At 67.6% G+C, this 25,874-nt stretch carries 22 protein-coding genes, 2 tRNA genes and 1 riboswitch; of the genes, 22 read left to right on the forward strand and 2 right to left on the reverse strand.

Annotated elements, in window-relative coordinates; all coding sequences use genetic code 11:
* Positions 1-441: 441 nt before the first annotated feature.
* The 20 genes from M2428_RS08965 to M2428_RS09060 all read left to right on the forward strand — a co-directional run bounded on the left by M2428_RS08965 (position 442) and on the right by M2428_RS09060 (position 21,083).
* Positions 442-3,714 (forward strand): Rne/Rng family ribonuclease, encoded by a 3,273-nt coding sequence (locus M2428_RS08965; RefSeq protein ID WP_277525618.1) that lies wholly within the window; start codon positions 442-444, stop codon positions 3,712-3,714.
* 145 nt (positions 3,715-3,859) lie between these two features.
* A riboswitch (TPP riboswitch) is annotated at positions 3,860-3,957 on the forward strand.
* An 81-nt stretch (positions 3,958-4,038) separates the two neighbouring features.
* Positions 4,039-5,625, forward strand: a complete 1,587-nt coding sequence (locus M2428_RS08970; RefSeq protein ID WP_277525934.1) for a bifunctional hydroxymethylpyrimidine kinase/phosphomethylpyrimidine kinase — start codon at positions 4,039-4,041, stop codon at positions 5,623-5,625.
* A gap of 403 nt (positions 5,626-6,028) precedes the next feature.
* On the forward strand, positions 6,029-6,337 hold the full coding sequence (gene rplU / locus M2428_RS08975; protein WP_018773353.1) for a 50S ribosomal protein L21: 309 nt from the start codon (positions 6,029-6,031) through the stop codon (positions 6,335-6,337).
* 61 nt (positions 6,338-6,398) lie between these two features.
* The gene (rpmA, locus tag M2428_RS08980) at positions 6,399-6,662 is read left to right on the forward strand and encodes a 50S ribosomal protein L27 (RefSeq protein WP_069952019.1); all 264 of its coding nucleotides are present in this window, start codon (positions 6,399-6,401) and stop codon (positions 6,660-6,662) included.
* A gap of 117 nt (positions 6,663-6,779) precedes the next feature.
* Positions 6,780-8,369 (forward strand): GTPase ObgE, encoded by a 1,590-nt coding sequence (gene obgE, locus M2428_RS08985; protein ID WP_277525619.1) that lies wholly within the window; start codon positions 6,780-6,782, stop codon positions 8,367-8,369.
* Entirely contained in the window at positions 8,359-9,531 is a 1,173-nt protein-coding gene (gene proB / locus M2428_RS08990) for a glutamate 5-kinase (RefSeq protein ID WP_277525620.1), read from the forward strand. The genes obgE and proB overlap by 11 nt, the downstream gene beginning before the upstream one ends.
* Positions 9,532-9,557: 26 nt before the next feature.
* Positions 9,558-10,949, forward strand: coding sequence for a glutamate-5-semialdehyde dehydrogenase (locus tag M2428_RS08995; RefSeq protein ID WP_277525621.1), 1,392 nt, complete (start codon positions 9,558-9,560; stop codon positions 10,947-10,949).
* 80 nt (positions 10,950-11,029) lie between these two features.
* On the forward strand, positions 11,030-11,269 hold the full coding sequence (locus M2428_RS09000; RefSeq protein ID WP_277525622.1) for a hypothetical protein: 240 nt from the start codon (positions 11,030-11,032) through the stop codon (positions 11,267-11,269).
* Between the two features lie 13 nt (positions 11,270-11,282).
* A complete protein-coding gene (nadD, locus tag M2428_RS09005; RefSeq protein WP_277525623.1) occupies positions 11,283-12,008 on the forward strand; it encodes a nicotinate-nucleotide adenylyltransferase in 726 nt (241 codons plus the stop codon).
* Positions 12,009-12,015: 7 nt separating this feature from the next.
* On the forward strand, positions 12,016-13,266 hold the full coding sequence (locus M2428_RS09010) for a hypothetical protein (protein ID WP_277525624.1): 1,251 nt from the start codon (positions 12,016-12,018) through the stop codon (positions 13,264-13,266).
* A 130-nt stretch (positions 13,267-13,396) separates the two neighbouring features.
* Positions 13,397-13,798 (forward strand): ribosome silencing factor, encoded by a 402-nt coding sequence (gene rsfS, locus M2428_RS09015; RefSeq protein WP_277525625.1) that lies wholly within the window; start codon positions 13,397-13,399, stop codon positions 13,796-13,798.
* Between the two features lie 154 nt (positions 13,799-13,952).
* A tRNA-Ala gene (locus M2428_RS09020) sits at positions 13,953-14,025 on the forward strand.
* A gap of 178 nt (positions 14,026-14,203) precedes the next feature.
* A tRNA-Ala gene (locus tag M2428_RS09025) sits at positions 14,204-14,279 on the forward strand.
* A 220-nt stretch (positions 14,280-14,499) separates the two neighbouring features.
* The gene (locus M2428_RS09030) at positions 14,500-15,321 is read left to right on the forward strand and encodes an amino acid ABC transporter substrate-binding protein (RefSeq protein ID WP_277525626.1); all 822 of its coding nucleotides are present in this window, start codon (positions 14,500-14,502) and stop codon (positions 15,319-15,321) included.
* A 36-nt stretch (positions 15,322-15,357) separates the two neighbouring features.
* Positions 15,358-16,023: an amino acid ABC transporter permease gene (locus M2428_RS09035; protein WP_277525627.1), complete on the forward strand. Its 666-nt coding sequence runs from the start codon at positions 15,358-15,360 to the stop codon at positions 16,021-16,023.
* Complete coding sequence (locus M2428_RS09040; RefSeq protein ID WP_277525628.1) at positions 16,010-16,861, forward strand: amino acid ABC transporter ATP-binding protein; 852 nt, start codon at positions 16,010-16,012, stop codon at positions 16,859-16,861. Before M2428_RS09035 ends, M2428_RS09040 begins: the two co-directional genes overlap by 14 nt.
* A gap of 53 nt (positions 16,862-16,914) precedes the next feature.
* Entirely contained in the window at positions 16,915-17,286 is a 372-nt protein-coding gene (locus M2428_RS09045) for a zinc ribbon domain-containing protein YjdM (protein WP_277525629.1), read from the forward strand.
* Between the two features lie 14 nt (positions 17,287-17,300).
* Positions 17,301-18,479, forward strand: a complete 1,179-nt coding sequence (locus M2428_RS09050; protein WP_277525630.1) for an NAD(P)-binding domain-containing protein — start codon at positions 17,301-17,303, stop codon at positions 18,477-18,479.
* Positions 18,480-18,578: 99 nt separating this feature from the next.
* Positions 18,579-19,724: a class I SAM-dependent methyltransferase gene (locus M2428_RS09055; protein ID WP_277525631.1), complete on the forward strand. Its 1,146-nt coding sequence runs from the start codon at positions 18,579-18,581 to the stop codon at positions 19,722-19,724.
* 156 nt (positions 19,725-19,880) lie between these two features.
* On the forward strand, positions 19,881-21,083 hold the full coding sequence (locus tag M2428_RS09060; protein ID WP_277525632.1) for an ROK family transcriptional regulator: 1,203 nt from the start codon (positions 19,881-19,883) through the stop codon (positions 21,081-21,083).
* 78 nt (positions 21,084-21,161) lie between these two features.
* Here the strand turns inward: M2428_RS09060 and M2428_RS09065 are convergent, their stop codons facing one another.
* Positions 21,162-21,359, reverse strand: coding sequence for a hypothetical protein (locus M2428_RS09065; protein WP_277525633.1), 198 nt, complete (start codon positions 21,357-21,359; stop codon positions 21,162-21,164).
* Between the two features lie 415 nt (positions 21,360-21,774).
* Between M2428_RS09065 and M2428_RS09070 the strand changes: the two genes are divergently transcribed.
* Positions 21,775-22,770: a methylenetetrahydrofolate reductase gene (locus M2428_RS09070; RefSeq protein WP_277525634.1), complete on the forward strand. Its 996-nt coding sequence runs from the start codon at positions 21,775-21,777 to the stop codon at positions 22,768-22,770.
* A 45-nt stretch (positions 22,771-22,815) separates the two neighbouring features.
* Positions 22,816-25,149: a 5-methyltetrahydropteroyltriglutamate--homocysteine S-methyltransferase gene (metE, locus tag M2428_RS09075; protein ID WP_277525635.1), complete on the forward strand. Its 2,334-nt coding sequence runs from the start codon at positions 22,816-22,818 to the stop codon at positions 25,147-25,149.
* 205 nt (positions 25,150-25,354) lie between these two features.
* Here metE and M2428_RS09080 read toward each other — a convergent pair whose 3' ends face one another.
* Positions 25,355-25,861 carry a DUF2004 domain-containing protein gene (locus M2428_RS09080; protein ID WP_277525636.1) on the reverse strand — a complete coding sequence of 169 codons (507 nt, stop codon included), beginning with the start codon at positions 25,859-25,861 and terminating at the stop codon, positions 25,355-25,357.
* Positions 25,862-25,874 lie beyond the last annotated feature (13 nt).

Raw genomic sequence — 25,874 nt, forward strand, 5'->3', positions numbered from 1 at the left:
TAACGCCGCCGGCTGGGCGGCGCCGCAGAACGGCTCTGCCCCCGGCTCTGCAGCGCCGGCCCTGCCGCACCTGGTGCGCTCCGGGCCCCGCCTACGCCAGCTTTGGCGGCTCCTGTGAGACAATGATCGTGGCTGGAACCCGATCCACATCCGGATTCCGGTCCGGCGATTTTGTTTCAAGACCGCCAATGATGAGCAGGGAGCTGCGGATCCTCTGATTCCAGCTGTCCCGCAATGCCATTGGACGGCACCTGGTTGTGGCGTGTAGGTCAACGGGTTCCAAAACAATCTCGCCGGCCCTCCAGGGCTGCCGCACCCCACTGCCGGTGCGAACCTGAGGGTATCCAATTGACTTCTGTCAATGCCTGCGGGTGTTGACGCATATTTGCCCCAACGGGCGCCGAATGTGGCGGCGCATCAGGGGCAGGAGTGTCGCCACATATGGATAATGACCAGGTTGTAGCCGGTAACGAAGAACTAGTCGCCGGGGAAGCAGGAACTGCGGAAGCAGAGGCCCCGGTAGCACCGAAGCGGGCCGTCCGGACCCGCCGGAAGGCGCCCGTCGCAAAGGTCAACGCCGCGGCCGCCGCGGAAGCCGTGGCTGAAGCCGCGGCCCTGGCCGAAGCGTCCGGCTCGGATGAGCCCGTCGCCGGCCGCCGCAAAGCAGCCGGCGTCGAAACCGCCACCGAAGCCGCTGGACCCGAAACAGCGGCCCCCGAAACTGCGGCAAAGGCGCCCGCACGGCGCACCCGTGCCCGCAAGGCTGTTGCCGCGCCGGAACCGCTCCCTGCCTTCGCCGCAGAGGCCGAAGCCAACGCGCCCGCCGCGGCAGAGGCTCCCGAGGCAGCCGCTGGTTCCGACGAAGCCGCCATCGCAGAGAATGCCGCCGAGAAAGTCGCAGAGAAAGTCACGGAGAAGCCGGTCCGGCGCCGCGCCAGCCGCGCCAAGGCCGCTCCGAAAGCCGAAGACGTACCCGCGGTAGCGGTTCCGGCCGAAGAAGCCGAACCGGTGGAAACCGCTGCGGCCCAGCCCGTGGAAGCGCCCGCTGCGGAAGCCCAGCCCGCGGAAGCCCAGCCCGAAGAGCCGGAAGCCCGGCCCGAGGAAAGCCCGGCGGCGTCGCTGTTCATGGAACCGGGTGCCCTCACTTCCGTGATCTTCCAGGCCCCCGACCTCAGCACTGTGGTGCGTCCGGTCCCCGTTGCCGCAGCAGCAGCAGCGGAGTCCGAGGAGGAAGAAGGCGACGAGGACGAGGACGCTGGAAGCCGCCGTCGACGCCGCAGCCGCGGCCGGCGCGGGCGTACGCGCACGTCCGCCGAGTCCGACACCGAGTCCGAAGGCATTACCGAAGGCTCTGACGAAGAGGGCGACGAAGGCTCCGAGGGCACCCTCGAGGACGGCGTGACCTCGCGCCGCCGCCGCCGCCGTCGCCGCGGTGACCAGGACCTGGAGCTGACCGGCGGGGAAGGCGACGATCCGCCCAACACGGTGACCCGCGTCCGTGCGCCCCGGGCCATGGCCGAGGCGCCGGTCAACAACCGCGTCACCTCCGTCAAGGGCTCCACCCGCCTGGAAGCCAAGAAGCAGCGCCGCCGCGAATCCCGCGACACCGGCCGCCGCCGCACCGTCATCACCGAGGCCGAGTTCCTGGCCCGCCGCGAATCCGTGGACCGCCAGATGATCGTCCGCCAGCGCGACGACAGAATTCAGATCGGTGTCCTCGAAGACGGCGTCCTGGCCGAGCACTTCGTGTCCAAGACCCAGCAGGATTCCCTGATCGGCAACGTCTACCTGGGCAAGGTCCAGAACGTGCTGCCCTCCATGGAAGCCGCATTCGTGGACATCGGCCGCGGCCGCAACGCCGTGCTCTACGCCGGCGAAGTGAACTGGGAGTCCGTCAACCTCGAAGGCAAGCAGCGCCGGATCGAGAACGCGCTGAAGTCCGGCGACTCCGTGCTGGTCCAGGTCACCAAGGACCCGGTCGGCCACAAGGGCGCCCGCCTCACCAGCCAGATCTCGCTCCCCGGCCGCTACCTCGTGTACGTGCCCGGCGGTTCCATGACGGGCATCTCCCGCAAGCTGCCCGACGTCGAACGCAACCGCCTCAAGCGCATCCTCAAGGACCGCCTGCCCGAGGACGCGGGCGTCATTGTCCGCACCGCGGCCGAGGGTGCCTCCGAGGAAGAGCTGACGCACGACATCAACCGCCTCCGCGCACAGTGGGAGGGCATCGAGAGCCAGTCGACGTCCACCAAGATCCTCGCCCCCGAGCTGCTCTACGGCGAACCTGACCTGACCATCAAGGTGGTCCGCGACGTCTTCAACGAGGACTTCTCCAAGCTGATCGTCTCCGGCGAGGAAGCCTGGGACACCATCGAGGCCTACGTCACTTACGTGGCGCCGGACCTCGTGGGCCGGCTCGAGAAGTGGACCAAGGACACGGACATCTTCGCTGCCTGGCGCATCGACGAGCAGATCCACAAGGCCCTGGACCGGAAGGTCTTCCTGCCCTCCGGCGGTTCCCTCGTGATCGACCGCACCGAAGCCATGACCGTGGTGGACGTCAACACCGGCAAGTTCACCGGCTCCGGCGGCAACCTCGAGGAAACCGTCACCAAGAACAACCTGGAAGCGGCCGAGGAAGTCGTCCGGCAGCTGCGCCTGCGCGACATTGGCGGCATCATCGTGATCGACTTCATCGACATGGTGCTCGAATCCAACCGCGACCTCGTGCTGCGCCGGATGGTGGAGTGCCTGGGCCGGGACCGGACCAAGCACCAGGTGGCCGAGGTGACCTCGCTGGGCCTCGTACAGATGACCCGCAAGCGGATGGGCACCGGGCTGCTGGAAGTCTTTGGCGAACAGTGCGAAACCTGCGCGGGCCGCGGCATCGTCACACACGACGAGCCCGTGGAACACCGCCGCGCCAACACGGTTGCCGCGGAGCACTACGTGCCGCGCACCGAGGCCCAGCCGGCTGCCCGTACGGAGCGCAAGAGCCGTCGCCGCGGCAGGGGAGGCCAGGGCCCGGAGACGGCGCCGGTCACACCCGCAGCCGTCCACGCCGAGCCTACCGAGGCCGAACGCCACGCCAAGGCTGAAGCCACCCGTGCCGCGCTTGCGAACATCGCCGCCGCGGCGCACGCCGCGCACCTGCACGACGGGGAAGCAGCCGCTGCCAGCGACGCCGGAGCCCGCCAGGCCGCCGTCGACGCCGTCACACAGCTCGCGGCCGCGGAAGAGGCAGCCGGACGTCCCGCGACCGTGCTGACGTTTGGCGGCGAGCGGGTGGCCCTGCCCTTCGTCGAGCACGCCGAGGACACGCCGGAACCGGCCCTGACCCTGGACCTGCTGACCGAGGCCTTCGCCAACCTGGGCGACGCCGAGGCCGGCAAGCAAGCCGATAGGCAGGGCGAGCTGCGGGCCCCGGCCACCGAAGCACCCGAGGCGCCCGCAGCCGTGCGCGCCGCGGAGGCTCCGGCTTCACTGGCAGCGGACACCACCACCCGTGGCCGCCGCGGGCGCCGCAACCGGAGCGCCAGCCGCGCCCAGGGCGCTGCGAACGAGACCTCCGTGGAGCACCGCGAGGCAACACGGCCGGCCGCGGCCGGATCGGTTCACGAGGCCAAGGCACCCACCGCCGCCAGGCCGGCCACCAGCCCGGCCGGCAACGAGCCGATCATCCTCGGCGTCGGCGTACCGGCGTCCGAGTTGTAGCCCTCCGCGACTCATCGCTTCCCCGACCGGTCACTTCGACTGGTCGGACCGCGGGTCCGGCCCGAGCGGGCGTAACAATACGTCCGCTCCGGCCCGGGCCCGCTGCTGCGTTAACGGGCCAGCCTGGTGGCAACGGCTAGGCTGGAACACTGACACGGGGTGCCGCGCATCGGGCCGGCTGAGATCCAGACCCGTTGAACCTGTCCGGTTAGCACCGGCGAAGGGATGTCTGACTTGTCCGCGAGATCGAACCCGTCCGAGTTTCTGCCCAGCGACTTTCTGCCCTCCAGGCCGTCCCGCCCGTCCCCGGCCGCGGCTGTGCGCATTCCCCGCGTGCTGGCCATCGCCGGCTCCGACCCGTCCGGCGGGGCCGGGATCCAGGCCGACCTGAAGAGCATCGCAGCGAACGGCGGCTACGGCATGGCCGCCATCACGGCCCTGACAGCGCAAAATACCCAGGGCGTGCGCGCCGTCCATGTGCCCCCGGCCGCGTTCCTCACAGCCCAGCTGGACGCCATCAGCGACGACATCGGCATCGACGCCGTCAAGATCGGCATGCTCGGCGACGCCGCGGTGATCGACGCCGTCCGCAGCTGGCTGGAAAAGGTGCGCCCCGCCGTCGTCGTCCTGGACCCGGTGATGGTCGCCACCAGCGGCGACCGCCTGCTGCAGGAATCGGCCGAGGCCGCCCTGCAGGCCCTCCTGCCCCTGGCGGACCTCATCACGCCGAACCTCGCCGAACTCGCCATCCTGCTCAAAGAGCCCGCCGCGGCCGACTGGGCTGAGGCCCTGGCTCAAGGCAAGCGGCTGGCAGCGCTGACCGGCACCACCGTGCTGGTTAAGGGCGGACACCTCCAGGGCGGACAACCCGGGGACGGGCCCGTCCATGCCGACGACAGCGATGCCGCGGAGGGCGGGCACGGCGCCGACGCCGGCTGCCCGGATGCGCTGGTCAACACCGGTGGCCTGCTCGGCCGGGAAACGGTGGTGGTGCCGGGGGAGTGGATCGCCACACGCAACAGCCACGGCACCGGCTGCTCCCTGTCCTCGGCCATGGCCACCGTGCAGGCCCGGGTGGGGAACTGGGAAGCGGCGTTGCGGGAGGTGAAGCCGTGGCTGCTGGGTGCGCTCCGGGAAGCCGCCGTCCTGGACGTCGGCTCCGGCAACGGCCCGGTCCACCACTTCCACCACTTCCACCACATGCAGCAACTCACGGACGGCGAGCACGGCCAGCACAGCCCCGCCGGCCACGGTCCTGCCGAGGGCGAGTTCGCCGCAGCCCTGCGCGCAAGTGCTTCGGGCGATCTTGACGCCATCTACGCCCTGGACTTCGTCCGCAGACTGGCCGACGGGACTTTGCCCGAGCACGAGTTCGCCTACTACCTCGCCCAGGACGCCATCTACCTCAACGGCTACTCCCGGGTCCTGGCCCGTGCCGCCGCGATCGCCCCCACCGAAGCCGAGCAGCTGTTCTGGGCCCGTTCGGCGCAGACATGCCTGGAGGTCGAGTCCGAGCTGCACCGGTCCTGGCTCAGCACCCGCCCCACGGCCCCCACCCTGGGCCCGGTGACGAAGTCCTACGTGGACCACCTGCTGGCCGCCTCGGTGTCCGGCAGCTACGGGGTCCTCGTGGCGGCAGCGCTGCCGTGCTTCTGGCTTTACGCCGAGGTCGGTTCCACCCTGCACCGGGAGTTCCTTGCCGGCGGCGCCCCCGTGGGACACCCGTACTCCGACTGGCTGCGGACGTACGCGGATGAGGACTTCGCCGCCGCGACCCGGCAGGCCATCGCGTACACAGACACTGCGGCAAGACGGGCATCCGGGAGCGAACGGGAGGCCATGGCACTGGCTTTCCGGCAGTCGTCGGGCTACGAAGTGGCCTTCTTCGACGCGCCGCGGCTGTACGCCTGACACAACCTGCCCCTCACAGCCGGTACGATGGTGGGGCACGGTTCCGGAAGTCGTTGCGGCAGCACAGCATCTAGACGGTCGAGATCACGGTCAAGAACATTGACATGATCTTTGCTTCAAGACGTTGTGGCGCCTATCACGGACTATCCGCCGGAACCAGCCTCATTTGCGGCCGAAGGCAAAATTAGCGTATTCTAGATCTTCGGTGCTTACGCCAACACTTGGGTTATGACCCTGTGAACAGCCTGCTTGGAATTCCAAGTGGATTTGTTCCGGGGGTAGCTCATGGGTTCCCCCGGGGAATCCACCGGCGTTGAGGCACAGCGTGAGCCGGTCCATACAATTTGGTTCCAGGTTCCGCACGCAAATCTAGTAATAAACGTCGAGAGAAGTGAGTTCCCCAGTGGTGTACGCGATTGTCCGCGCAGGCGGCCGCCAAGAGAAGGTTTCCGTTGGAGACTTCGTTACCCTGAACCGCGTCCCCGGTGGAGCCGGCAGCACCTTTGAGTTGCCCGCACTGCTCCTGGTGGACGGTGACAAAGTCACGTCTGCTGCTGCGGACCTGGCCAAGGTAACGGTTACGGCTGAGATCCTCGAAGACCTTCGTGGTCCGAAGATCGTCATCCAGAAGTTCAAGAACAAGACCGGTTACAAGAAGCGCCAGGGTCACCGTCAGGAATTGACCAAGGTCAAGATCACCGGTATCAAGTAACTCTTCGTTACCGTTCAGGTTCCAGCAGATTCCCCAGAATTTTTGAAGGCAGGCATTCCAAATGGCACATAAAAAAGGCGCGAGTTCCACTCGCAACGGTCGTGACTCCAACGCCCAGTACCTCGGCGTCAAGCGCTTCGGTGGCCAGGTAGTTTCCGCAGGCGAGATCATCGTCCGCCAGCGCGGCACCCACTTCCACCCGGGCGCCGGCGTCGGCCGCGGCGGGGACGACACCCTGTTCGCCCTGGCCCCCGGTGCTGTCGAGTTCGGCACCCGCCGTGGTCGCCGCGTTGTGAACATCGTGGCTGCTGCAGCTGCAGAGTAGCAATAAGTTCTAAATCGGTGGGGCGGGCCATTAGGTCCGCTCCACCGGTGTTTTAACCGCATTACAATCATCTTGGGCCCCTTTGTGGGTCCGGGGAACAGCACTGAGGAGATCCACGTGGCGAGCTTTGTAGACCGGGTAGTACTGCACGTATCCGGCGGTACCGGCGGCCACGGCTGTGTCTCCGTTCACCGCGAGAAGTTCAAGCCCCTCGGCGGTCCCGACGGCGGTAACGGCGGCAACGGCGGCGACGTCATCCTGCGCGTCGACCCCCAGACCACCACCTTGCTCGACTACCACCACGCGCCCCACCGGCACGCCACCAACGGCGGCCCCGGCATGGGCGACTGGCGCGGCGGCAAGAACGGCGAAACCCTGATCCTTCCGGTGCCCGTGGGCACCGTGGTGAAGTCCAAGTCCGGCGAAGTCATCGCCGACCTCGTGGCCGAAGGCGACGAATACATCGCCGCCGCCGGCGGCATCGGGGGCCTCGGCAACGCGTCCCTGTCCTCGCAGAAACGCCGCGCTCCCGGCTTCGCGCTGCTCGGCATCGAGGGTGAATCCAGCGACGTCGTCCTGGAACTGAAGTCCATCGCGGACATCGCCCTGGTCGGCTTCCCCTCCGCCGGCAAATCCAGCCTGATCGCCGCCATGTCGGCCGCCCGGCCCAAGATCGCCGACTATCCCTTCACCACGCTCATCCCGAACCTGGGCGTCGTCCAGGCCGGTGAGGTCCGCTTCACCATTGCCGACGTCCCCGGCCTGATCGAGGGCGCCAGTGAAGGCAAGGGCCTCGGCCACCACTTCCTGCGCCACGTCGAGCGCTGCGCCGCCCTGGTCCACGTGCTGGACTGCGGCACGCTCGAATCGGACCGCGATCCGCTCTCCGACCTCGCCATCATCGAGGCCGAGCTGGAGAAGTACGCCGTGGACATGAGCTACAGCGGATCCGACGGCGAAGTGGTTCCGCTGAACCACCGCCCCCGCCTGGTGGCCCTGAACAAGGTGGACCTTCCCGACGGCAAGGATATGGCCGAGTTCGTCCGCCCCGAACTGGAATCCCGCGGCTACAAGGTCTTCGAAATCTCCGCGACAAGCCACGAAGGCCTCCGCCAGCTCGGCTTCGCCATGGCCGAAATCGTCCAGGCCGCCCGCGACGCCGTCGCCGCGACCCCGCCGAAGGTGCCAGCCCCCGTGCTGCGCCCCCGCGCCGTCAACGAGACCGGCTTCACGATCCGCCGCGAAGAGAAGAACCTCGAGCCGCTCTTCCGCGTCCTCGGCGACAAGCCCGTGCGCTGGGTCAAGCAGACCGACTTCACCAACGAGGAAGCCATCGGCTACCTCGCCGACCGCCTGGCCAAGCTCGGCGTGGAAAACGAACTGTTCAAGCAGGGTGCCGTGCCGGGCGACACGGTGGTCATCGGCGAGGACGACGGCGTCGTCTTCGACTGGGAGCCGACCATGATGGCCGGCGCCGAGCTGCTCGCCTCACCGCGCGGCACCGACGTGCGCTTCGCCGACATCGGCGACCGCCCGACGCGTGGCCAGAAGCGCGACGAGCAGCAGGAACGCCGCGACGCCAAGGCCGCCGCCCGCGCCGAGCTCGAAGCAGAACGCAAGGCCGGCATCTGGACCGAGTCCGTCAGTGGACGCCGGGCACGGCAGCCGCTCAAGGAGAGTGGACTGGGCGCAACAGATGACGAGTAAGACCGTCATCGAGCACCGGTCGCAGCCCCTCAAGGCCCACACCCTCAACGCCCCGGACCGCACCGCGCTGTCCGGGGCGCGCCGGATTGTCGTCAAGGTCGGCTCGTCCTCACTGACGTCCATCAAGGGCGGGATCTCCGAAGAGGCCCTGACCGGCCTCGCCGACGCCCTGGCGCACAAGCGCAACGCCGGCACCGAGATCATCCTGGTGTCCTCCGGCGCGATCGCCGCCGGCCTCGCCCCGCTGGGACTCGAGAAGCGCCCCCGGGACCTCGCCACCCAGCAGGCGGCCGCCAGTGTAGGCCAGGGCCTGCTGATGGCCCGGTACACCCACGCCTTCGGGGCACACGGGGTCACCGTCAGCCAGGTGCTGCTGACCGCGGAAGACCTCGTGCGCCGCAGCCAGCACACCAACGCGTTCCGCGCGCTGAACCGGCTCCTGAACCTCGGCGTCGTCCCGGTGGTCAACGAAAACGACACCGTGGCCACCCACGAAATCCGCTTCGGCGACAACGACCGGCTCGCGGCCCTGGTGGCCCACCTGGTCCGCGCCGACGCACTCCTGCTGCTGTCCGACGTCGACTCCCTGTACGACGGCCCGCCGTCGCACGGCGCCAAACGGATTGCGCACGTCTCCGGCCCGCACGACCTCGACGGCGTCTCGATCGGCAGCACCGGCAAGGCCGGCGTGGGCACGGGCGGCATGGCCACCAAGGTCGAAGCCGCCAGCATGGCCGCCGGTTCCGGCATCCACGCCCTGGTCACGTCCACACCCAATGCGGCTGCCGCACTGGCCGGCGAGGACGTGGGCACCTGGTTCTCCGTCAATGGCGCGCGCAAGCCGATCCGGCTCCTGTGGCTGGCCCACCTGGCGTCCGTGCAGGGCACCTTGGTGCTCGACGACGGCGCGGTCAAGGCCGTCCGCGACCGCCGCACCTCGCTGCTGCCGGCCGGGATCGCCGCGGTGAAGGGCCACTTCGAGGCCGGCGACGCCGTAGAGATGGTGTCCGTAGACAACACCGTGATCGCCCGCGGGCTGGTCAACTATTCCGCCGCCGAGCTGCCCCAAATGTTGGGCCGCTCCACGCGGGAGCTGGGCGAGGCGCTGGGCCGCGGATATGACCGCGAAGTTGTTCATGTTGACGACCTGGTGCTGGTCTAGGTCCACTGGACGCCTAAACTGGAAGCATGACTGAGGCCCTGACTTCCGCCGCCGTGCCCGCCAACGCCGTCTCCACTGATGCTGCCACCTCTGGCACTCCCGTTCCCGCCCAGGGCTACGCCGCGGCGCCGGATCCGGCAGGGACGCCGGCCACGGCAACGGACATCGAGGCTGCCGTCCACGCGATCGCTGACCGCTCGCGCCACGCTGCCCGCAAGATGGCACACGCCAACCGGGCCTGGAAGGACCGCGGCCTGCGCGCCATCGGCAAGGCGCTGGTCGAACACAAGCACCAGGTCCTGGCCGCCAACGCCAAGGACGTCGCGGCCGGCCGGGCCGCCGGCACCAGCGCCGCCCTGCTGGACCGCCTGACGCTGACCGAGTCACGCATCACGGCCCTCGCCGCGGCACTGGAAAACCTCGCCACCTTGCCCGATCCCGTAGGAAACGTGGTGCGGGGCCAGACCCTCCCCAACGGGCTGCGCCTGCGCCAGATCAACGTGCCCATGGGCGTGGTGGCCGCGATCTACGAGGCGCGCCCGAACGTCACGGTCGACATTGCCGGACTGGCCCTCAAGAGCGGCAACGCCGTCATCCTGCGCGGCGGATCCGCTGCCGCTGCCACCAACGCCGCCCTGATCACCATCCTGAGGGATGCCTTGGAATCGGTGGGCCTGCCCGCCGACGCCGTCCAGACCGTGGACCAGTACGGCCGCGACGGCGCCGACGCCCTCATGCGGGCGCGCGGCCGCGTGGACGTCCTCATTCCCCGCGGCGGGCGCGAGCTGATCCAGGCCGTTGTGACGAACTCTTCGGTGCCGGTCATCGAGACCGGCGAGGGCAACGTGCACATCTACCTGGACGCCTCCGCCGGCGAGGAAATGGCCGTAGACATCCTCCTGAATGCCAAGACCCAGCGGCCCAGCGTCTGCAACACCGTTGAAACGCTCCTGGTGCACTCCAAATCCACCGTCCTGCCCGCCGTCGCCGCGGCCCTGCGGACAGCCGGGGTCACCCTGCATGTGGACCAGCGCATCCGCGCCGCACTGCCGGCGTCGATCCAGACCGTGCCGGCCACGGAGGAAGACTGGGCCACTGAATACATGGACCTGGACTTGGCGGTGGCGATGGTGGACAGCCTGGACGAGGCCGTCAGCCACATCCGGAAGTGGACCACCGGCCACACCGAAGCGATCCTGACCAACGACCTCGCCAACGCCGAGCGCTTCATCGCCGAGGTCGATTCGGCCGCCGTGATCGTGAACGCCTCCACCCGCTTCACCGACGGCGGCGAGCTCGGCCTCGGCGCCGAGGTGGGGATATCCACCCAAAAACTGCATGCCCGCGGCCCCATGGGACTGACGGAGCTGACCACCACGAAGTGGATCGTGCAGGGCGAGGGCCAGATCCGGGGCTAGCAACGCTGTAACATGGAACGGAAGACCGGAACGGCGGGCACCTCCGCCGTCGTCAAATTTTAAACTCACTAGGGGAGAACATGCTGTCGCAGCAGATCGCCACTTTCGTCGCCGCCGTCGGCGAATCGGGCCACGAGGAACTCGCACCGCTCATTGCACCGCCGTTTGTCATTGGCGGCTCCATGTTCGCGATTCTGGTAGTCCTGCTGCTGATCACGCTGTCCTACTCCAACCTGGGCAGGCGCCACGTGGCCGTCGAGGAGCACTCGGATCCGCACCGCCAGCACCCGAACAAGCACGATCACGGTCAAGGTCACTAATATTTCCGCCACCATGAAGCAGCGCGGCGCCCAGCGCCGCCTGCGTCTGGGTGTGATGGGCGGCACGTTCGATCCCATCCATCACGGCCACCTTGTCGCGGCCAGTGAGGTCGCGGCCAAGTTCGACCTCGACGAAGTTGTGTTTGTGCCCACCGGCGAGCCCTGGCAGAAGATGGCCAAGAAGGTCAGCGAAGCCGAGCACCGGTATCTCATGACGGTCATCGCCACGGCCTCGAACCCCCGCTTCACCGTGAGCCGGGTGGACGTGGACCGTCCGGGACCGACCTACACGATCGACACCCTGCGCGACCTGCATACCCTGCGACCGGACGCCGATCTGTTCTTCATCACCGGCGCCGACGCCCTGGCCCAGATTTTGTCCTGGAAAGACATCGATGAACTGTGGTCCCTGGCGCACTTCGTGGGCGTAACCCGGCCAGGCCACGTCCTGGACGGCATGGGCCGCAAAGACGTCAGCCTCCTGGAGGTCCCGGCCATGGCCATCTCCTCCACGGACTGCCGGACGAGGGTGGCCGAAGGCAACCCTGTCTGGTATCTCGTTCCGGATGGGGTGGTCCAGTACATCGCCAAGTACGGCCTGTACCACACCAGCACCGACACGGTCCGCCTCGGTACCGAACACGCCGAGGCCGCCAACACCGGAAACGGCGCCTCTGGGGTTGACCCCGCACAGCACGATCCCACCTTCGAGATAACCCAACCAGCCAGCACTGAATGAGTTTGCCATGAGTCAGGAACAGCCTCCCATCCGCAGCCGCCGCGAATTGCGGCAGGCCAGAGATGAACGTCTGGACACTCCGGGACCCGGTGAGCCGACCGAGGCCGAAATCACCGGCCGGCGTCGCGTCGTCGACGCTCCGGTGGACTCTGTGCGTGGCGCTGCCGAGCGGTCCTCCCAGATCCGGGCCCGGGACCGTGCCGCGCTGCGCACCATCAAGGAACTCGCCGAGAAGGAAGGCCAGCTGGCCGGGGGAGGGCCGCCCACCCGCCGCCAGCTGCGGCTCCTGGAGCTGGCCACCGAAACGGCCCCCGCCACCCAGGCCAACACGATCGTGCCGGTGTCGCCGCGGACCCGCGCCACCCCGGTGGTTTCCCCGGCTCAGAAGGACGCTGGTCAGAAGGACGCTGCTCCACAGGATGCCGCCCCGCAGGACCCTGCTCCGAAGGGCGCCGCCCCGGCTGTGTCAGCCGCCCCGCCGCCCAAGGCTCCCGCGGCCGACGGCACAGGGCCCGGCGGGAAGACGCCAGAGGGCATGACCGTGGAGCAGGCGCTGGCCGCCCGCGAACTCCTCGCAGAGCAGGCAAAGAACCAAGTGGCCAAGATGGAGCACATCGCGGCCACGGATCCCGACGCCGTCGATCCGGCTGTCCTGGCCGAGCAGATCGCCTTGGCTGAGCGCGCGGCGGTGCTGAATCGCCGTGCCGCCGCCAAGCAGAAGCTCGCAGAACAAAACAGCCAGCCGGCGGTGCCCCGCAACGATCCGACCACGGCCAACAACCTGGCCATGGTCACACCTTTGGAATTTGAGAAGGTTCCCGGCGTGGAGCGGCCCGTCATGAAGCGCCCTGCCACGTCGTATGTTCCGGTGGTCACCAACCCGGGTCCCCGGCTGGATACGCCTCGGAAACTCGGCCTGCGGCGGCCAGGCTTGTCCCGCCAGCGGGCCGCAGCTCCGGCTACGGGTTCTGCCGCTGGCAGGGCAGGCGTCCTGGCCCGGGCAGAAGCAGCCGCCAAGGCCGGAACGGCACGGCCGGCAAGCGCCGCGGCGAATTCCGCGGGGGAGAACGACGAGCGCTTGGTGGGCGGGGAGCCCGTGGCCGCGAATTCGGCCTACGGACTGGAACCCCTGGATGCCGCTACCGCCGGGTTGGGCCGGGCGCGGCGCCTGCGCCTACTCCAGCTCGGCGTCCTGGCCTTGGGGATCGTGGCCCTCATCGCCGGCATCACGCTGATCGTCACCGGGCTGGCCCGCTAGGCCGGCGGCCGTCCACGTCATTAAGGAACGCACCGCGGCGATTCGGCCCTATTTCACCGCAGCGTTCGCCCCACAGTTTCGTTCTAAGAATTTTTCATCACCATAGATTTTCATCACTACAAGGAGTCCCGTGACTGCAACCGATTCATCCATCACTACCGCCCGCCACGCAGCCCGCGCTGCCTCGGAGAAGCTTGCCGAGGACATCGTGGCCCTGGATGTCAGCGAACGGCTTGCCCTGGCTGACGTCTTCCTGATCGCATCGGCCCCGAGCGAACGCCAGGTCAATGCGATCGTGGACGGCATCGAGGACGAGCTCGCCAAGTTTGACCAGAAGCCGGTCCGCCGCGAGGGCCGCTCCGGCGGTCGCTGGGTCCTGCTGGACTACTCCAACGTCGTCATCCACGTCCAGCACGAGGAAGACCGCATCTTCTACGCCCTCGAACGCCTGTGGAAGGACTGCCCCGTCGTCGATCTGCAGCTGGGCGACGACGCCTCCGCCAAAGCCTCCGCCGGTACCGACACGGAGTAGCAATCCGCGCACCGGCCACTCCCATTGGGGCGAATATGCCCGATTTGGAATTTTCCGAAGAGCTGGTCTAAGATATTTGAGTTGCTTCGGAGAGATCCGGACAAAGAACCGGAACTTTGCAGGTCAGTAGACATGCTCGGAGCAGCGAAAATTCGGGGCTGTGGCGCAGCTGGTAGCGCACCTGCATGGCATGCAGGGGGTCAGGGGTTCGAGTCCCCTCAGCTCCACCGGATGATCCGCCGGAATCGAAAGATTCCGGCGGATTTTTTTCTGCCCGAATCCAGGGTGCGAGGGGCGTGCCGGGCGGCCAGATTCACCGGTCGGCGAGCCGATTAGCGCGAACGCGATTTGTGGTTTAAGCTAATCAGGTTGCTTGCGGGACGTTGATTCGTCCCCAGGAAATTCGGGGCTGTGGCGCAGCTGGTAGCGCACCTGCATGGCATGCAGGGGGTCAGGGGTTCGAGTCCCCTCAGCTCCACCAGAAAGGGAATCACCGTCAAACGGTGGTTCCCTTTTTCGTACCCTCCGCAGGTGTCCGGCACGTCAAAACGTGCATCCGTCAAGACGGTCTCATGGCCAGGCGTCACAAACTGTCATTTAAGCTCTCCACCCTGAGCTGGACCTTGCTATCGTCGCTAGGAGACAGGCCGCCACGCGGCTCAGCTGGAAGGCCATTTCCGGCTCGACGACTAAGGACCATCATGAAGCGCACACGACTTTCCGTTATCGGCCTCATTGCAGCAGCAGGACTCGCCCTGGCAGGCTGCGGCTCCGCGTCTACCACTCCGGCCAGCTCGGCACCGGCAGCCGGTGCGGACACGTCCCTGAGCGACGTCAAGAGCGCCGGCGTGCTCAAAGTCGGCACGGAAGGCACCTACAAGCCGTTCACGTTCCACGCCAACGGCAGCGGTGAACTTACCGGCTACGACGTGGAGATCATCAACGCCGTCGCCGCGAAGCTGGGCGTCAAGCCGGCCTTCCAGGAGACGCAGTTCGACGCCATCTTCGCCGGCCTGGACGCCAAGCGGTTCGACGTCGTCGCCAACCAGGTTTCCATCACGGACGAACGCAAGGCGAAGTACGATTTCTCGACCCCCTACACGGTGAGCACCGGCGTTATCGTAACCAAGGCTGACGACAACAACATCACCTCCTTCGACAGCCTGAAGGGCAAGACCACGGCACAGTCCCTGACGAGCAACTGGTACAAACTGGCGCAGCAGAGCGGCGCGAACGTCGAGGCAGTGGAGGGATGGGCGCAGGCCATCACGCTGCTCAAGCAGGGCCGGGTCGATGCAACCATCAACGACAAGCTGACCTACCTGGACTACCAGAAGACCGACCACGACACCGCTATCAAGATTGCCGCCGAAACCACTGACAAGTCGCTGAGCGCCTTCGCCCTGCGCAAGGGATCGACCAGCCTGACCGACGCCATCAACAAGGCCCTCGGCGAGCTGGCGGCCGACGGCACCCTGACGAAGATCTCGCAGAAGTACTTCGACGCCGACGTCTCAAAGTAGGCCTGTGAAAGCCGCCGAGAAACGCCGCGTCCGGGCATGAACATCAACTGGGAACTCGTGTGGTCATCGCTGGGCCCCCTCCTGATGGGGGCAATCACCGGCACTATTCCCTTGGCGCTGGCCTCGTTCAGCCTGGGCCTGCTGCTGGCCCTGGTGGTCGCCCTCATGCGGCTGAGCCGCAATCGCGCGGTCTCCGCGGTGGCACGGACCTACATCTCCGTCATCCGCGGAACCCCGCTCCTGGTCCAGCTGTTCGTCATCTTCTACGGACTGCCGTCCGTCGGAATCACCATCAGCCCTTGGCCCAGCGCCATCATCGCGTTCTCCCTGAACGTGGGCGGGTATGCCGCGGAGGTCATCCGCGCGGCCATACTGTCCGTCCCCAAGGGGCAGTGGGAGGCCGGCCACACCATCGGGATGTCGCGCCACCAGACCCTGGTGCGGATCATCCTGCCGCAGGCCGCGCGGGTCTCGGTCCCGCCGCTGTCCAACACCTTCATCAGCCTGGTCAAAGACACCTCGCTGGCGTCGCTGATCCTGGTCACCGAACTGTTCCGCGTGGCGCAGCAGGTGGCAGCCTTCAGCCAGGAATTCATGCTGCTGTATCTGGAGGCGGCCGTGATCTACTGGATCATCTGCCTCGTTCTCGCCAGCGGACAGTCCGCCCTGGAGAAGAGATTGGACCGCTATGTCGCCCACTGAACTCCCGCCCCCTGAACGGCATCCTTCCGACCCCCTTGAGCCTCCGCCCCTTGGGGTTCCGGTCCCGGAAGCCCCCGTCCCGGAGGCCGCCCTGCTGACCGTCACGGGTCTGCGCAAGGCGTTCGGCCAGCATGAAGTGCTGAAATCCATCGACCTTGAGGTCCGCCGCGGCGAAGTGGTCACGTTGATCGGGCCGTCCGGATCAGGCAAGACGACGGTCCTCCGGTGCCTGAACGGCCTCGAAATGCCCGACGCCGGCGTCGCTGAGTTCGCTGGGCAACTGACCGTCGACTTCTCCACTCCGGTGGCGAAGAAGCAGGTGCTCGCCCTGCGGGACCGCAGCGCCATGGTGTTCCAGCACTACAACCTCTTCCCGCACAAGACCGTCCTGGAGAACGTGATCGAAGGCCCGGTCCAGGTGCAGAAGCGGCCCAAGGCTGAGGCGATCCAGTCGGCCCGGGAGTTGCTGGCCCGCGTGGGACTGGCCGGCAAGGAGGACAGCTATCCCTTTGAGCTCTCCGGCGGCCAGCAACAGCGTGTCGGCATTGTGCGTGCCCTCGCCCTGCGCCCGCAACTGCTGCTCTTCGACGAGCCGACCTCGGCGCTGGACCCAGAACTCGTGGGCGAGGTCCTGACCGTGATCAAGGAACTCGCGGACGAAGGCTGGACCATGGTGGTGGTCACGCACGAGCTCGCGTTCGCCCGCCAGGTGGCCGACGAAGTCATCTTCATGGACGGCGGTGTGGTGGTCGAACGTGGCCACCCCGACACCGTGCTGCGGGACCCGCGGGAAGAACGCACGCGGCAGTTCGTGGACCGTCTGCTGAACCCGTTCTGAGGCGCCCCGCCAGCGGCGACCGGCAAGCAACAGCGGCGACTAAACTTGGACGGGTGAACGATTCCCTGCCCCCGTGCCCCGAATGCTCCAGCGAATACACCTATGAAATGGGGGCGCTCCTGGTCTGCCCGGAGTGCGCGCACGAATGGTCCGCGTCCGCGGAGACTAATACAGACGCCGGCTCAGACAGCGATACAGACGCAGCCCCCGTCGTCAAGGACGCGGTGGGCAACGTCCTCGCCGACGGCGACACGGTCACGGTGGTCAAGGACCTGAAAATCAAGGGCAGCTCCACGGTCATCAAGGTCGGGACCAAGGTCCGCGGCATCCGCCTGGTCAACGGTGTTGGCGACCACGATATCGACTGCAAGGTGGACGGCGTGGGCCCCATGCAGCTCAAGTCCAGCGTCGTCAAAAAGATCTGAGCGGGGGCCGGATCTTGACTGTGGAGACGGCGCGACTGGCCGACGTCGTCGTGGTCGGCGCCGGGCAGGCGGGGCTGTCGGCGGCCTACCACCTTCAGCGCCGCGGCTTCGTCGCGGCCGTCCCGGCCGGCCCCGTCGCGGCCGGCCCCGTCGCGGCCGGCACCGGAGGGGCCGCAGCAGAAGGACCGACAGCAGGGGAGGGCCGGCCTGCGGGGACGTACATCGTGCTCGACGCCGAGGACGGGCCAGGCGGGGCCTGGCGGCACCGCTGGAAGAGCCTGCTCATGGCCACGGTGAACGGCATCAGCGACCTCCCGGGAATCCCGCAGCCCGACGTGGATCCCGCCGAGGCCAGCTCCAGCTTCCTCACCCGCTATTTCGGCGGGTACGAACACGACCTCGGCCTCGCGATCGAACGGCCCGTGAAGGTGCAGTCGGTGACCCGGGAAGACGATGATCCCGCCGGACGGTTGAACATCACCACCTCCCACGGCGGATTCTCTGCCCGCGCCGTGATCAACGCGACCGGCACCTGGACCCGGCCGTTCTGGCCCATCTATCCGGGCAAGGCCAGCTTCCGCGGCCGGCAATTGCACGTTGCCGACTACGTCTCCGCCGACGAATTCCGCGGCCAACATGTCATTGTGGTCGGCGGCGGGATCTCGGCCGTCGGGCTGCTCGATGAGATCTCAAAGGTCACCAGCACCACGTGGTTCACGCGCCGGGTACCTCTCTGGCGCGGGGCCGCCTTCGACCGGCAGGCGGGCCACGACGCCGTCGCCCTCGTTGAGGAGCGGGTGCGCCAGGGCCTTCCGCCGCAGAGCGTCGTCTCCGTGACGGGCCTGATCTGGACCCCGGCGCTGCGCGCCGCGGCAGCGCGCGGCGTCCTGGACCGGCACCCCATGTTCACCGCGATCGAGCCCGACGGCGTCCGGTTGGCAGACGGCAGCTTCCTGGCCGCCGGGGTCATCCTGTGGGCCACGGGATTCCGGGCCGAACTCGAACACCTCGCCCCGTTGCACCTTCGCGGACCCGGCGGCGGCATCGCGATGGACGGCACCCAGGTCGCGGACGAGCCCCGGGTCCATCTCGTCGGTTATGGGCCGTCCTCGTCCACCATCGGCGCCAATCGTGCCGGCCGGGCCGCCGTGGCGGGAATCGTCAGACTGCTGACCCGGACCGGTATAACGTAAAGCGTGAAATGTTAGGCCCTCAGCACCAGAGGGTGGACGCCCTGGCCTCACACCCAGCCCAATGACCCAAGCCCGAGAAGAAACGGCGGCCTAACGCGCGTGGCGGACAACAGCTTCGAATCCCTCTTTGCCCGGCTGAGAAGATTCCCTGACGTCGAGGCCGCCAACCTGCAGGCCTGGGACGCCACGGACAGACTTCTGCTGGACACTGCCCTTGAAATGCACGCGGCCGGAATGCTGAAACCCGGAACCCGGCTCGCGGTGGTGGGGGACCGGTACGGTGCCCTGACGCTGGGGGCGTTGACGCTCGGGGCGGACGCCGTCCGGGTCCACCAGGACCTCATCACCGGTGAACGGGCGCTGCGGGCGAACGCCGAGGCCCTGGCGATCGACGTCGGCTTCAAGCACCTCCCGTTGGGCGCCGGCCTGCTGGAGGGCGCCTCCCTCGTATTGCTCCAATTGCCCCGGTCCCTGGCGGAACTTGAGGAAATCGCCGACGCCGTGGCCCGCTACGCGGCGCCCGACGTCGTGCTGTTGGCGGGCGGCCGCGTCAAGCACATGAGCCTGAGCATGAATGCCGTGCTGGCGCGCTGCTTCGACGACGTCCAGCCCCAACTGGCCCGGCAGAAATCACGGCTGCTGCTGGCCCGGGGCCCCAAGCCGGTCCCGGCCGCGCTGCCCTTCCCGGTCACTGAGACAAATGACGAACTGGGCCTCACCGTCTGCGCGCGCGGCGCCGTCTTTGCCGGCACCGGCCTGGATATCGGGACGAGGTTCCTGCTGGACTTCCTGCCCCGGATGCCGCACGCCACCCACGCCGTCGACCTGGGCTGCGGCACCGGAATTCTCGCGGCGATGTACGCCCGCGCCAACCCCGGCGCCCGCGTCACCGCCACCGACCGGTCCGCGGCCGCCGTCGACTCTGCCCTCGCTACCGCCCGCGCGAACGGCCTGGACGGCCGGATCGAAGTGCTCCAGGACGACGCCATGAGCTCCCTCCCGGACGCCAGCGCCGACCTCGTCCTGCTCAACCCGCCCTTCCATCTGGAAGCGGCCGTCCACTCCGGCGCAGGGATCAAGCTGATCGAAGCCGCCGGCAGGGTGCTCGCGCCGGGCGGGGAACTCTGGACCGTGTTCAACAGCCACCTGCATTACCGGCCGGCACTCGAACGCCTGATCGGGCCCACCCGCGAGGTCGGCAGGAATCCGAAGTTCACCGTCACGGCAAGCACCCGGCGGCCGTAGCGGGAGAAACATTGTGTCTGAAAAGCGCAAGTGTGGGCGCACGCCTGCACGTAACGTACGATTCTGACAACTGCTGTGCGTGGCCAAAGACGTTTAGAGGTAACAGTGACGGAGTTCCGGCAACCCTCTCCGAGGCGAGGGACCAACCTGCCGAAGATGGGTGACTTCAACCTCACGGTCATTCTGGACGCCATCCGCCGCGCGCCGGGCGGCATGAGCCGGGTGGAGCTCGCCCAGATCGTCGGACTCTCGCCGCAGACTATCTCCAATATTTCCCGCCGCCTGCTGGACCAGCACCTGATCGTCGAGGCAGGCAAGGAAGGCACCGGGCCGGGCAAGCCCAGGACAATGCTCCGCCTCAATCCCGCCGGAATGTATGCGGTAGGCGTCCACCTGGACCCGGCCGTACTCACGTTCGTCGTGCTGGACCTGCTCGGCGCCGTCGTCAGGCACTCACGGATCAGCACCCCGCCCGGCACCGACCCCCGGGCCGTCATCGACACCATCTCGGACGAAATCAAGCGGCTCATCCTGGACTCCGGGGTGGACCCGGAACGGATCGCCGGGCTGGGGGTTGCCTCGCCGGGCCCCATCGACCTCAACGAGGGCGCCGTCGTTGACCCGCCGCTGCTGCCGGGCTGGGACCATGTGGGGCTGCGGGATGCCCTGGCCGAGGCCACGGGCCTGTCCACGCTGATGGACAAGGATGTGACCGCCGCAGCCGTGGCCGAAACCTGGGCCGGCGGCCCCAGCGGCGAGGGCAGCTTTCTCTTCATGTACATGGGGACCGGGATCGGCTGCGGGATCGTCCTCAACGACGAAGTGGTCCGCGGGACCTCGGGCAACGCCGGAGAAATCGGTCACATCATCGTGGATCCCGGCGGCGCCCTCTGCGACTGCGGACAGCACGGCTGCGTGAAGTCCTCCGCCATTCCGCAAGTGCTCGTGGCGCAGGCCGAGGCGGCCGGGGTCCTGGATGGTTCGCTCCACGACAGGAGCGCGCCGGCGGTCCAGGAACGCTTCGCGGAATTGTGCGCGATGGCCGACGCCGGCAACGAAGAGGCCAAAGACATCATTCGTCGGTCCGCCGTACTCGTGGCCCGTGCCGTCTCGGCGCTCACCAACGCCCTGGACGTGGACCGCGTGGTGTTTGGGGGCCCGTTCTGGACGTGCCTGTCTGCGGCTTACTTGGAGCAAATCCCTGCCCTGGTTGACGCGAACAGCGCCACCCGGAAGATCCACGGCATCGAAGTGGTGGGCACGGGAGTAGGCGATGACGTCGGTGCCGTCGGTGCCGCCTGCCTGGTGCTGGAACACACGCTGGCGCCGCGCTCCCAGCGGCTCCTCCTCGAGGGATAGACGGGCTCGAAGGATAGGCGTAGCTGGAGGGATAGACGTCGCTGGAGGGATAGACGTCGCTGGTGGGCTGACCGGGCGTCAGTCGATGTCCTCAATCACCGTCCCATAGGGGATCGTGTCGTCCAGATGCGCCTGATGGCCATGCGGAAGCACGAGAACCCGGACGCCGTGGGAGCGCTCTGCGGCCGACTGCATGAGGACGGGACGGACCGTGTTGATGAAGCTCTCGCTCTTGCCGGCGAGGTACTCCTTGTAGCTGGCTGGAAGCTGAATCATGGCAACAGGATAGTCCTGACTACCTGCGATGGGGAGAGCGGGCCCTGCCGAAAAGGGCGTTGGCGGCGAACATTATTCTGCCGGGCCCCGCAAACGGCCGTAAAGGTGCGTCTTAATTCGGACACTGACTTGAAGGGTCCCGCAACCGGGCCTAGAGTTCTATACAAGTTACCTCAGTAACGTGTCAGCGATCCTCCGCTGAAGGCCGTCCCAGGGCGGTCCAGGAGGGTGTGGGTGCCCCCATGTGGGCCTGACATTTGCTCACGGACAACTTCGTTTCAGGCGTACCAGTCGCGGCTGCGCCCTGCTGAAGTTCCCTCCGTGTTCCCCAAACTCAATTCACTGACGGCGGTTCCGTTTCCGGTCATCCGGGTTACCGGTCTTCTGTCGGCAGTGTTCACAGCCAAGGACGCAAATGTCACCACCAAGCCTTATCGATACCCATCCCAATCTTGCCGGCGCGGCCCCTGTTGCGCTGTCCTACGAACTGTTCCCGCCGCGGTCGCCCGCGGCCGCGGAATCCCTCTGGACCACCATCGGCGAACTGGAAGCCACGGACCCGGACTACGTGTCAGTGACCTACGGGTCCAACGGCTCCAACCACGGCACGGCCCTGGACCTGATCAACCGGCTCGTGCAGGAAACGACGCTGCGGCCCCTGGCCCACCTGACCTGCGTCGGTAACTCCCCGCAGGATCTGGCTGAGATCATCGGCGACCTGCTCGACGTCGGCGTCCGCGGCATCCTCGCCCTGCGCGGTGACCGGCCCAAGGACGGCGCCACCCCGCCGCCGGGATCGCTCCGGTACGCCCAGGACCTGATCGAACTCATCCGCCGGGTGGAGCAGCGCCGCTCGGCGCTGCTGTGCGCCGGCAAGGTCGCGGTCGGCGTCGCCGCCTACCCGACCCGTCACCCGGAATCCCCGAGTGAGGCGCACGACGTCGAGGTCCTGCTGGCCAAGCAGCGCTCCGGCGCAGACTTTGCCATCACCCAGGTCTTCTTCCACACCGAGCAGTACGCCGACCTCCTGACCCGGGCACGCCGGGCCGGGGTGACCATCCCGATCATTCCCGGGGTCATGCCGCTGACCAGCCTCCGGCGGCTCGCCCGGCTGGGCGAACTGACCGGCGTGGAACCGGCCCCGGAACTCATCGAACGCCTCGCGGCCGCCGATACCGATGCCGAACGGACCCGGATCGGCGTCAGCGCGACGGTTGATCTCGCCAACGCAGCCCTGGCCGCTGGGGCCCCCGGCATCCACCTGTACACGTTCAATGAGCACGCAGCCGCCCTGGACGTGCTGGACAAACTCGCCTTGCCCCGCCCGCACCCCGGGAACGGGCACGGCGCCGGCCGCGCCGGCCGCGCCAACGCCTCCCGGCGTGCCGCCAGCGGCCAGCTCGCCAGCTGAGCACCCACCTTCGTCATCTGTCAACGACAACTTCAAGGACTTCCCATGACTGAACTTCCCATCACGCCCTTCCCGTCCGCCTCGATCCTCGGCTACCCGCGCATCGGCCGCCGCCGCGAACTCAAGAAGGCCGTCGAGGCCTACTGGGCCGGCAAGATCGACGCCGCAGCCCTGGACACCGCCGCCAAGGAAATCCAGCTCGGCACCGCCAAACGCCTCCAGGGCCTGGGCCTGACCGAAGCCGCGGCCGTCCCCGGCACCTTCTCCTACTACGACCAGGTGCTCGACGCCGCCGCCCACCTCGGCGCCGTGCCGGCCCGCTTCGGGAACCTCCTCAACGCTGAGGGACAGCTCGACATCGACGGCTACTTCACCCTGGCCCGCGGCAACAAGGAACAGCAGCCGCTGGAAATGACCAAGTGGTTCGACACGAACTACCACTACCTCGTGCCGGAAATCGGCCCGGAGACCAACTTCGCGCTGACCTCCAACCGGCTCGTCGAGGAATTCGAGTACGCCCTCGCCAAAGGGGTGGAAACCCGCCCGTACATCGTCGGCCCGGTCACGTTCCTCCTGCTGAGCAAGGCCTCCGACGACGCCCCGGCCGGCTTCAGCCCGCTGTCCCGCCTCGAGGACGTCCTCCCCGTCTACACCGCACTGCTTCAGAAGCTCGCGGCCGCTGGCGCCAGCTGGGTCCAGCTCGACGAGCCCGCCCTCGTGGTGGACCAGGACACCCCTGCCGTGGAAATCCAGGCCGCCGTCGCCCGCTCCTACGAGGCCCTCGCCGCCACGGCCCAGCGCCCGCAGCTGTTCGTCTCCACCCCGTACGGCGCGCTCAACGGCCAGCTGGGCACACTCGCCGCCACCGGCATCGACGCCCTGCACTTGGACGTCTTCAAGGGCGAGGTCCCGTCCGCCGCGGCCCTCGCCGCGCTGGGCAACAAGACCCTCGTCGCCGGCGTCGTGGACGGCCACAACATCTGGCGCAACGATCTTGCCGCTTCCGCGAAGAAGATCGCCGAACTGAAGAAGTCGGTGGCCAAGCTGGCCATCAGCACGTCCACTTCCACCCAGCACGTCCCGCACGACGTCGACGAGGAAGTCCAGCTGTCCGAGCAGCTGCGCAGCTGGCTGGCTTTCGCCGACCAGAAGGCCGTCGAAGTTGTCACCCTGGCCGGTCTGCTGACCGACGAGGCTGCCGTCCAGCCCGCCATCGGCGAGGCCACCCGCGTCATCGCCTCCCGCGCAGAGGCCGAGGGCGTCCGCCGCGGCGACGTCCGGGCCCGCACCACCGCCCTGACCGACGCCGACTTCAACCGCTCCGCCTACGCCGTCCGCGAGGCTGCCCAGGAGAAGGCGTTGCACCTGCCGCCGCTGCCCACCACCACCATCGGCTCCTTCCCGCAGACCGCGGAAATCCGCACCGCCCGGGCCCGCGCCAACCGCGGCGACCTCACCACGGAGCAGTACGAGCAGCTCATGAAGGAAGAGATCAAGCGCGTCGTCGAGCTGCAGGAAGAGCTTGGCTTCGACGTCCTGGTCCACGGCGAGCCTGAGCGCAACGACATGGTCCAGTACTTCGCCGAGAACCTCGAAGGCTTCGACGTTACGGTGCACGGCTGGGTCCAGTCCTACGGCTCGCGTTGCACCCGCCCGTCCATCCTGTGGGGCGATGTCACCCGCAGCGCCCCGATCACGGTGGAATGGGCCAAGTACGCGCAGTCCCTGACCAACAAGCCGATGAAGGGCATGCTCACCGGTCCGGTCACCATCCTGGCCTGGTCCTTCGTCCGCGACGACCAGCCGCTTGGCGAGACAGCCAACCAGGTGGCGTTGGCCCTCCGCGACGAGATCGCCGACCTCGAAGCCGCCGGCATCAAGGTCATCCAGGTGGACGAGCCCGCCCTGCGCGAGCTCCTGCCGCTGCGCAAGGCCGACCAGGCCGCGTACCTGGACTGGTCCGTGAAGTCCTTCCGCCTGTCCACCGCCGGCGCCGCGGACGCTACCCAGGTCCACACGCACCTGTGCTACTCCGAGTTCGGCGCCATCATCGACGCGATCGACGGCCTCGACGCCGACGTCACCTCGATCGAGGCGGCCCGCTCCCGCATGGAGGTTGTGCACGACCTCGAGTCCCACGGCTTCGGCCGCGGCGTGGGCCCGGGCGTCTACGACATCCACTCGCCCCGCGTCCCGGGCGCGCAGGAAGTCACCGAGCTGCTGAGCACCGCGGTCAAGCACGTCCCCTCCCGCCAGCTCTGGGTCAACCCGGACTGCGGCCTGAAGACCCGCGGCTACGCCGAGACCGAAGAGTCCCTGCGCAACCTCGTCACGGCCACCAAGACGGTCCGCGCCGAACTGCTTCAAGCCGCCAAGTAACAGGCCGCCGAACAAGCAGCCGCCACACAAGCAGCCGCCCAGGAGCCCGCTCCACCCACAAACGACGCCGGCCGGTCACCTCACAAGGTGGCCGGCCGGCGTCGTACGTTCTTAGTCATCGATTGCTGAGCAACTGCCCTTTTGAGCGCTCAAAACGGCACCTGCGGAGCACTCGATTCAAGATTCCCGTTTCAAGATTCCCGAGTCAGGATTCCCAGAGGATTTCGTCGTCGACGACGCCGTCCTCATCCGCGGAGGCGACGAGGACCTCGTCGGTGAAGTGCTGGCCCAGCGTGAAGTCCAGGACGAAGTAGCGTTCCGGCTGGCCGGGGTAGATGCCCACGTGGCCGAGCTTGAGCGCCTTGAGGAAGACCTCGTCGGTCAGTTGGCTCTTGTCCTCGACGCCGAAGACCTTCTTGAGGTGTTCTTCCTTGATCGCGTTGCAATGGAAGTGGCGGTACTCCTGCGGGCTGGTGCCTTCCTGGTCCAGTTCCTCGGCGATCATTTCGCGGACCTGGTCCACGAGTTCGGGTAGGAAGCGCAAGCGGTAGTCAACTTTATGCATGGCCGCTTCATCGAAATGGTCATGCGCGTTGACATTCAGGTCAAGCTCCACGGTCTGGCCCGCCAGCTCATGCGTGGCGGTGAGATTATGGTCCCTTCCGTGGTTGAGCTCGACCTCGCCGAAGTGCTTGCTCGCTACCTTGTTCATATGTTCAACATAG

Source organism: Arthrobacter sp. ES3-54 (assembly GCF_029504395.1).
GTDB lineage: Bacteria > Actinomycetota > Actinomycetes > Actinomycetales > Micrococcaceae > Arthrobacter.

Bases quoted from the DNA above. Each gene is read 5' to 3' on its own strand.
- M2428_RS08965 (WP_277525618.1), top strand. From the start codon at position 442: ATGGATAATGACCAGGTTGTAGCCGGTAACGAAGAACTAGTCGCCGGG.
- rpmA (WP_069952019.1), top strand. From the start codon at position 6,399: ATGGCACATAAAAAAGGCGCGAGTTCCACTCGCAACGGTCGTGACTCC.
- proB (WP_277525620.1), top strand. From the start codon at position 8,359: ATGACGAGTAAGACCGTCATCGAGCACCGGTCGCAGCCCCTCAAGGCC.
- M2428_RS08995 (WP_277525621.1), top strand. From the start codon at position 9,558: ATGACTGAGGCCCTGACTTCCGCCGCCGTGCCCGCCAACGCCGTCTCC.
- M2428_RS09000 (WP_277525622.1), top strand. From the start codon at position 11,030: ATGCTGTCGCAGCAGATCGCCACTTTCGTCGCCGCCGTCGGCGAATCG.
- nadD (WP_277525623.1), top strand. From the start codon at position 11,283: ATGAAGCAGCGCGGCGCCCAGCGCCGCCTGCGTCTGGGTGTGATGGGC.
- M2428_RS09010 (WP_277525624.1), top strand. From the start codon at position 12,016: ATGAGTCAGGAACAGCCTCCCATCCGCAGCCGCCGCGAATTGCGGCAG.
- M2428_RS09030 (WP_277525626.1), top strand. From the start codon at position 14,500: ATGAAGCGCACACGACTTTCCGTTATCGGCCTCATTGCAGCAGCAGGA.
- M2428_RS09035 (WP_277525627.1), top strand. From the start codon at position 15,358: ATGAACATCAACTGGGAACTCGTGTGGTCATCGCTGGGCCCCCTCCTG.
- M2428_RS09040 (WP_277525628.1), top strand. From the start codon at position 16,010: ATGTCGCCCACTGAACTCCCGCCCCCTGAACGGCATCCTTCCGACCCC.
- M2428_RS09060 (WP_277525632.1), top strand. From the start codon at position 19,881: ATGGGTGACTTCAACCTCACGGTCATTCTGGACGCCATCCGCCGCGCG.
- M2428_RS09065 (WP_277525633.1), bottom strand. From the start codon at position 21,359: ATGATTCAGCTTCCAGCCAGCTACAAGGAGTACCTCGCCGGCAAGAGC.
- M2428_RS09070 (WP_277525634.1), top strand. From the start codon at position 21,775: ATGTCACCACCAAGCCTTATCGATACCCATCCCAATCTTGCCGGCGCG.
- metE (WP_277525635.1), top strand. From the start codon at position 22,816: ATGACTGAACTTCCCATCACGCCCTTCCCGTCCGCCTCGATCCTCGGC.
- M2428_RS09080 (WP_277525636.1), bottom strand. From the start codon at position 25,861: ATGAACAAGGTAGCGAGCAAGCACTTCGGCGAGGTCGAGCTCAACCAC.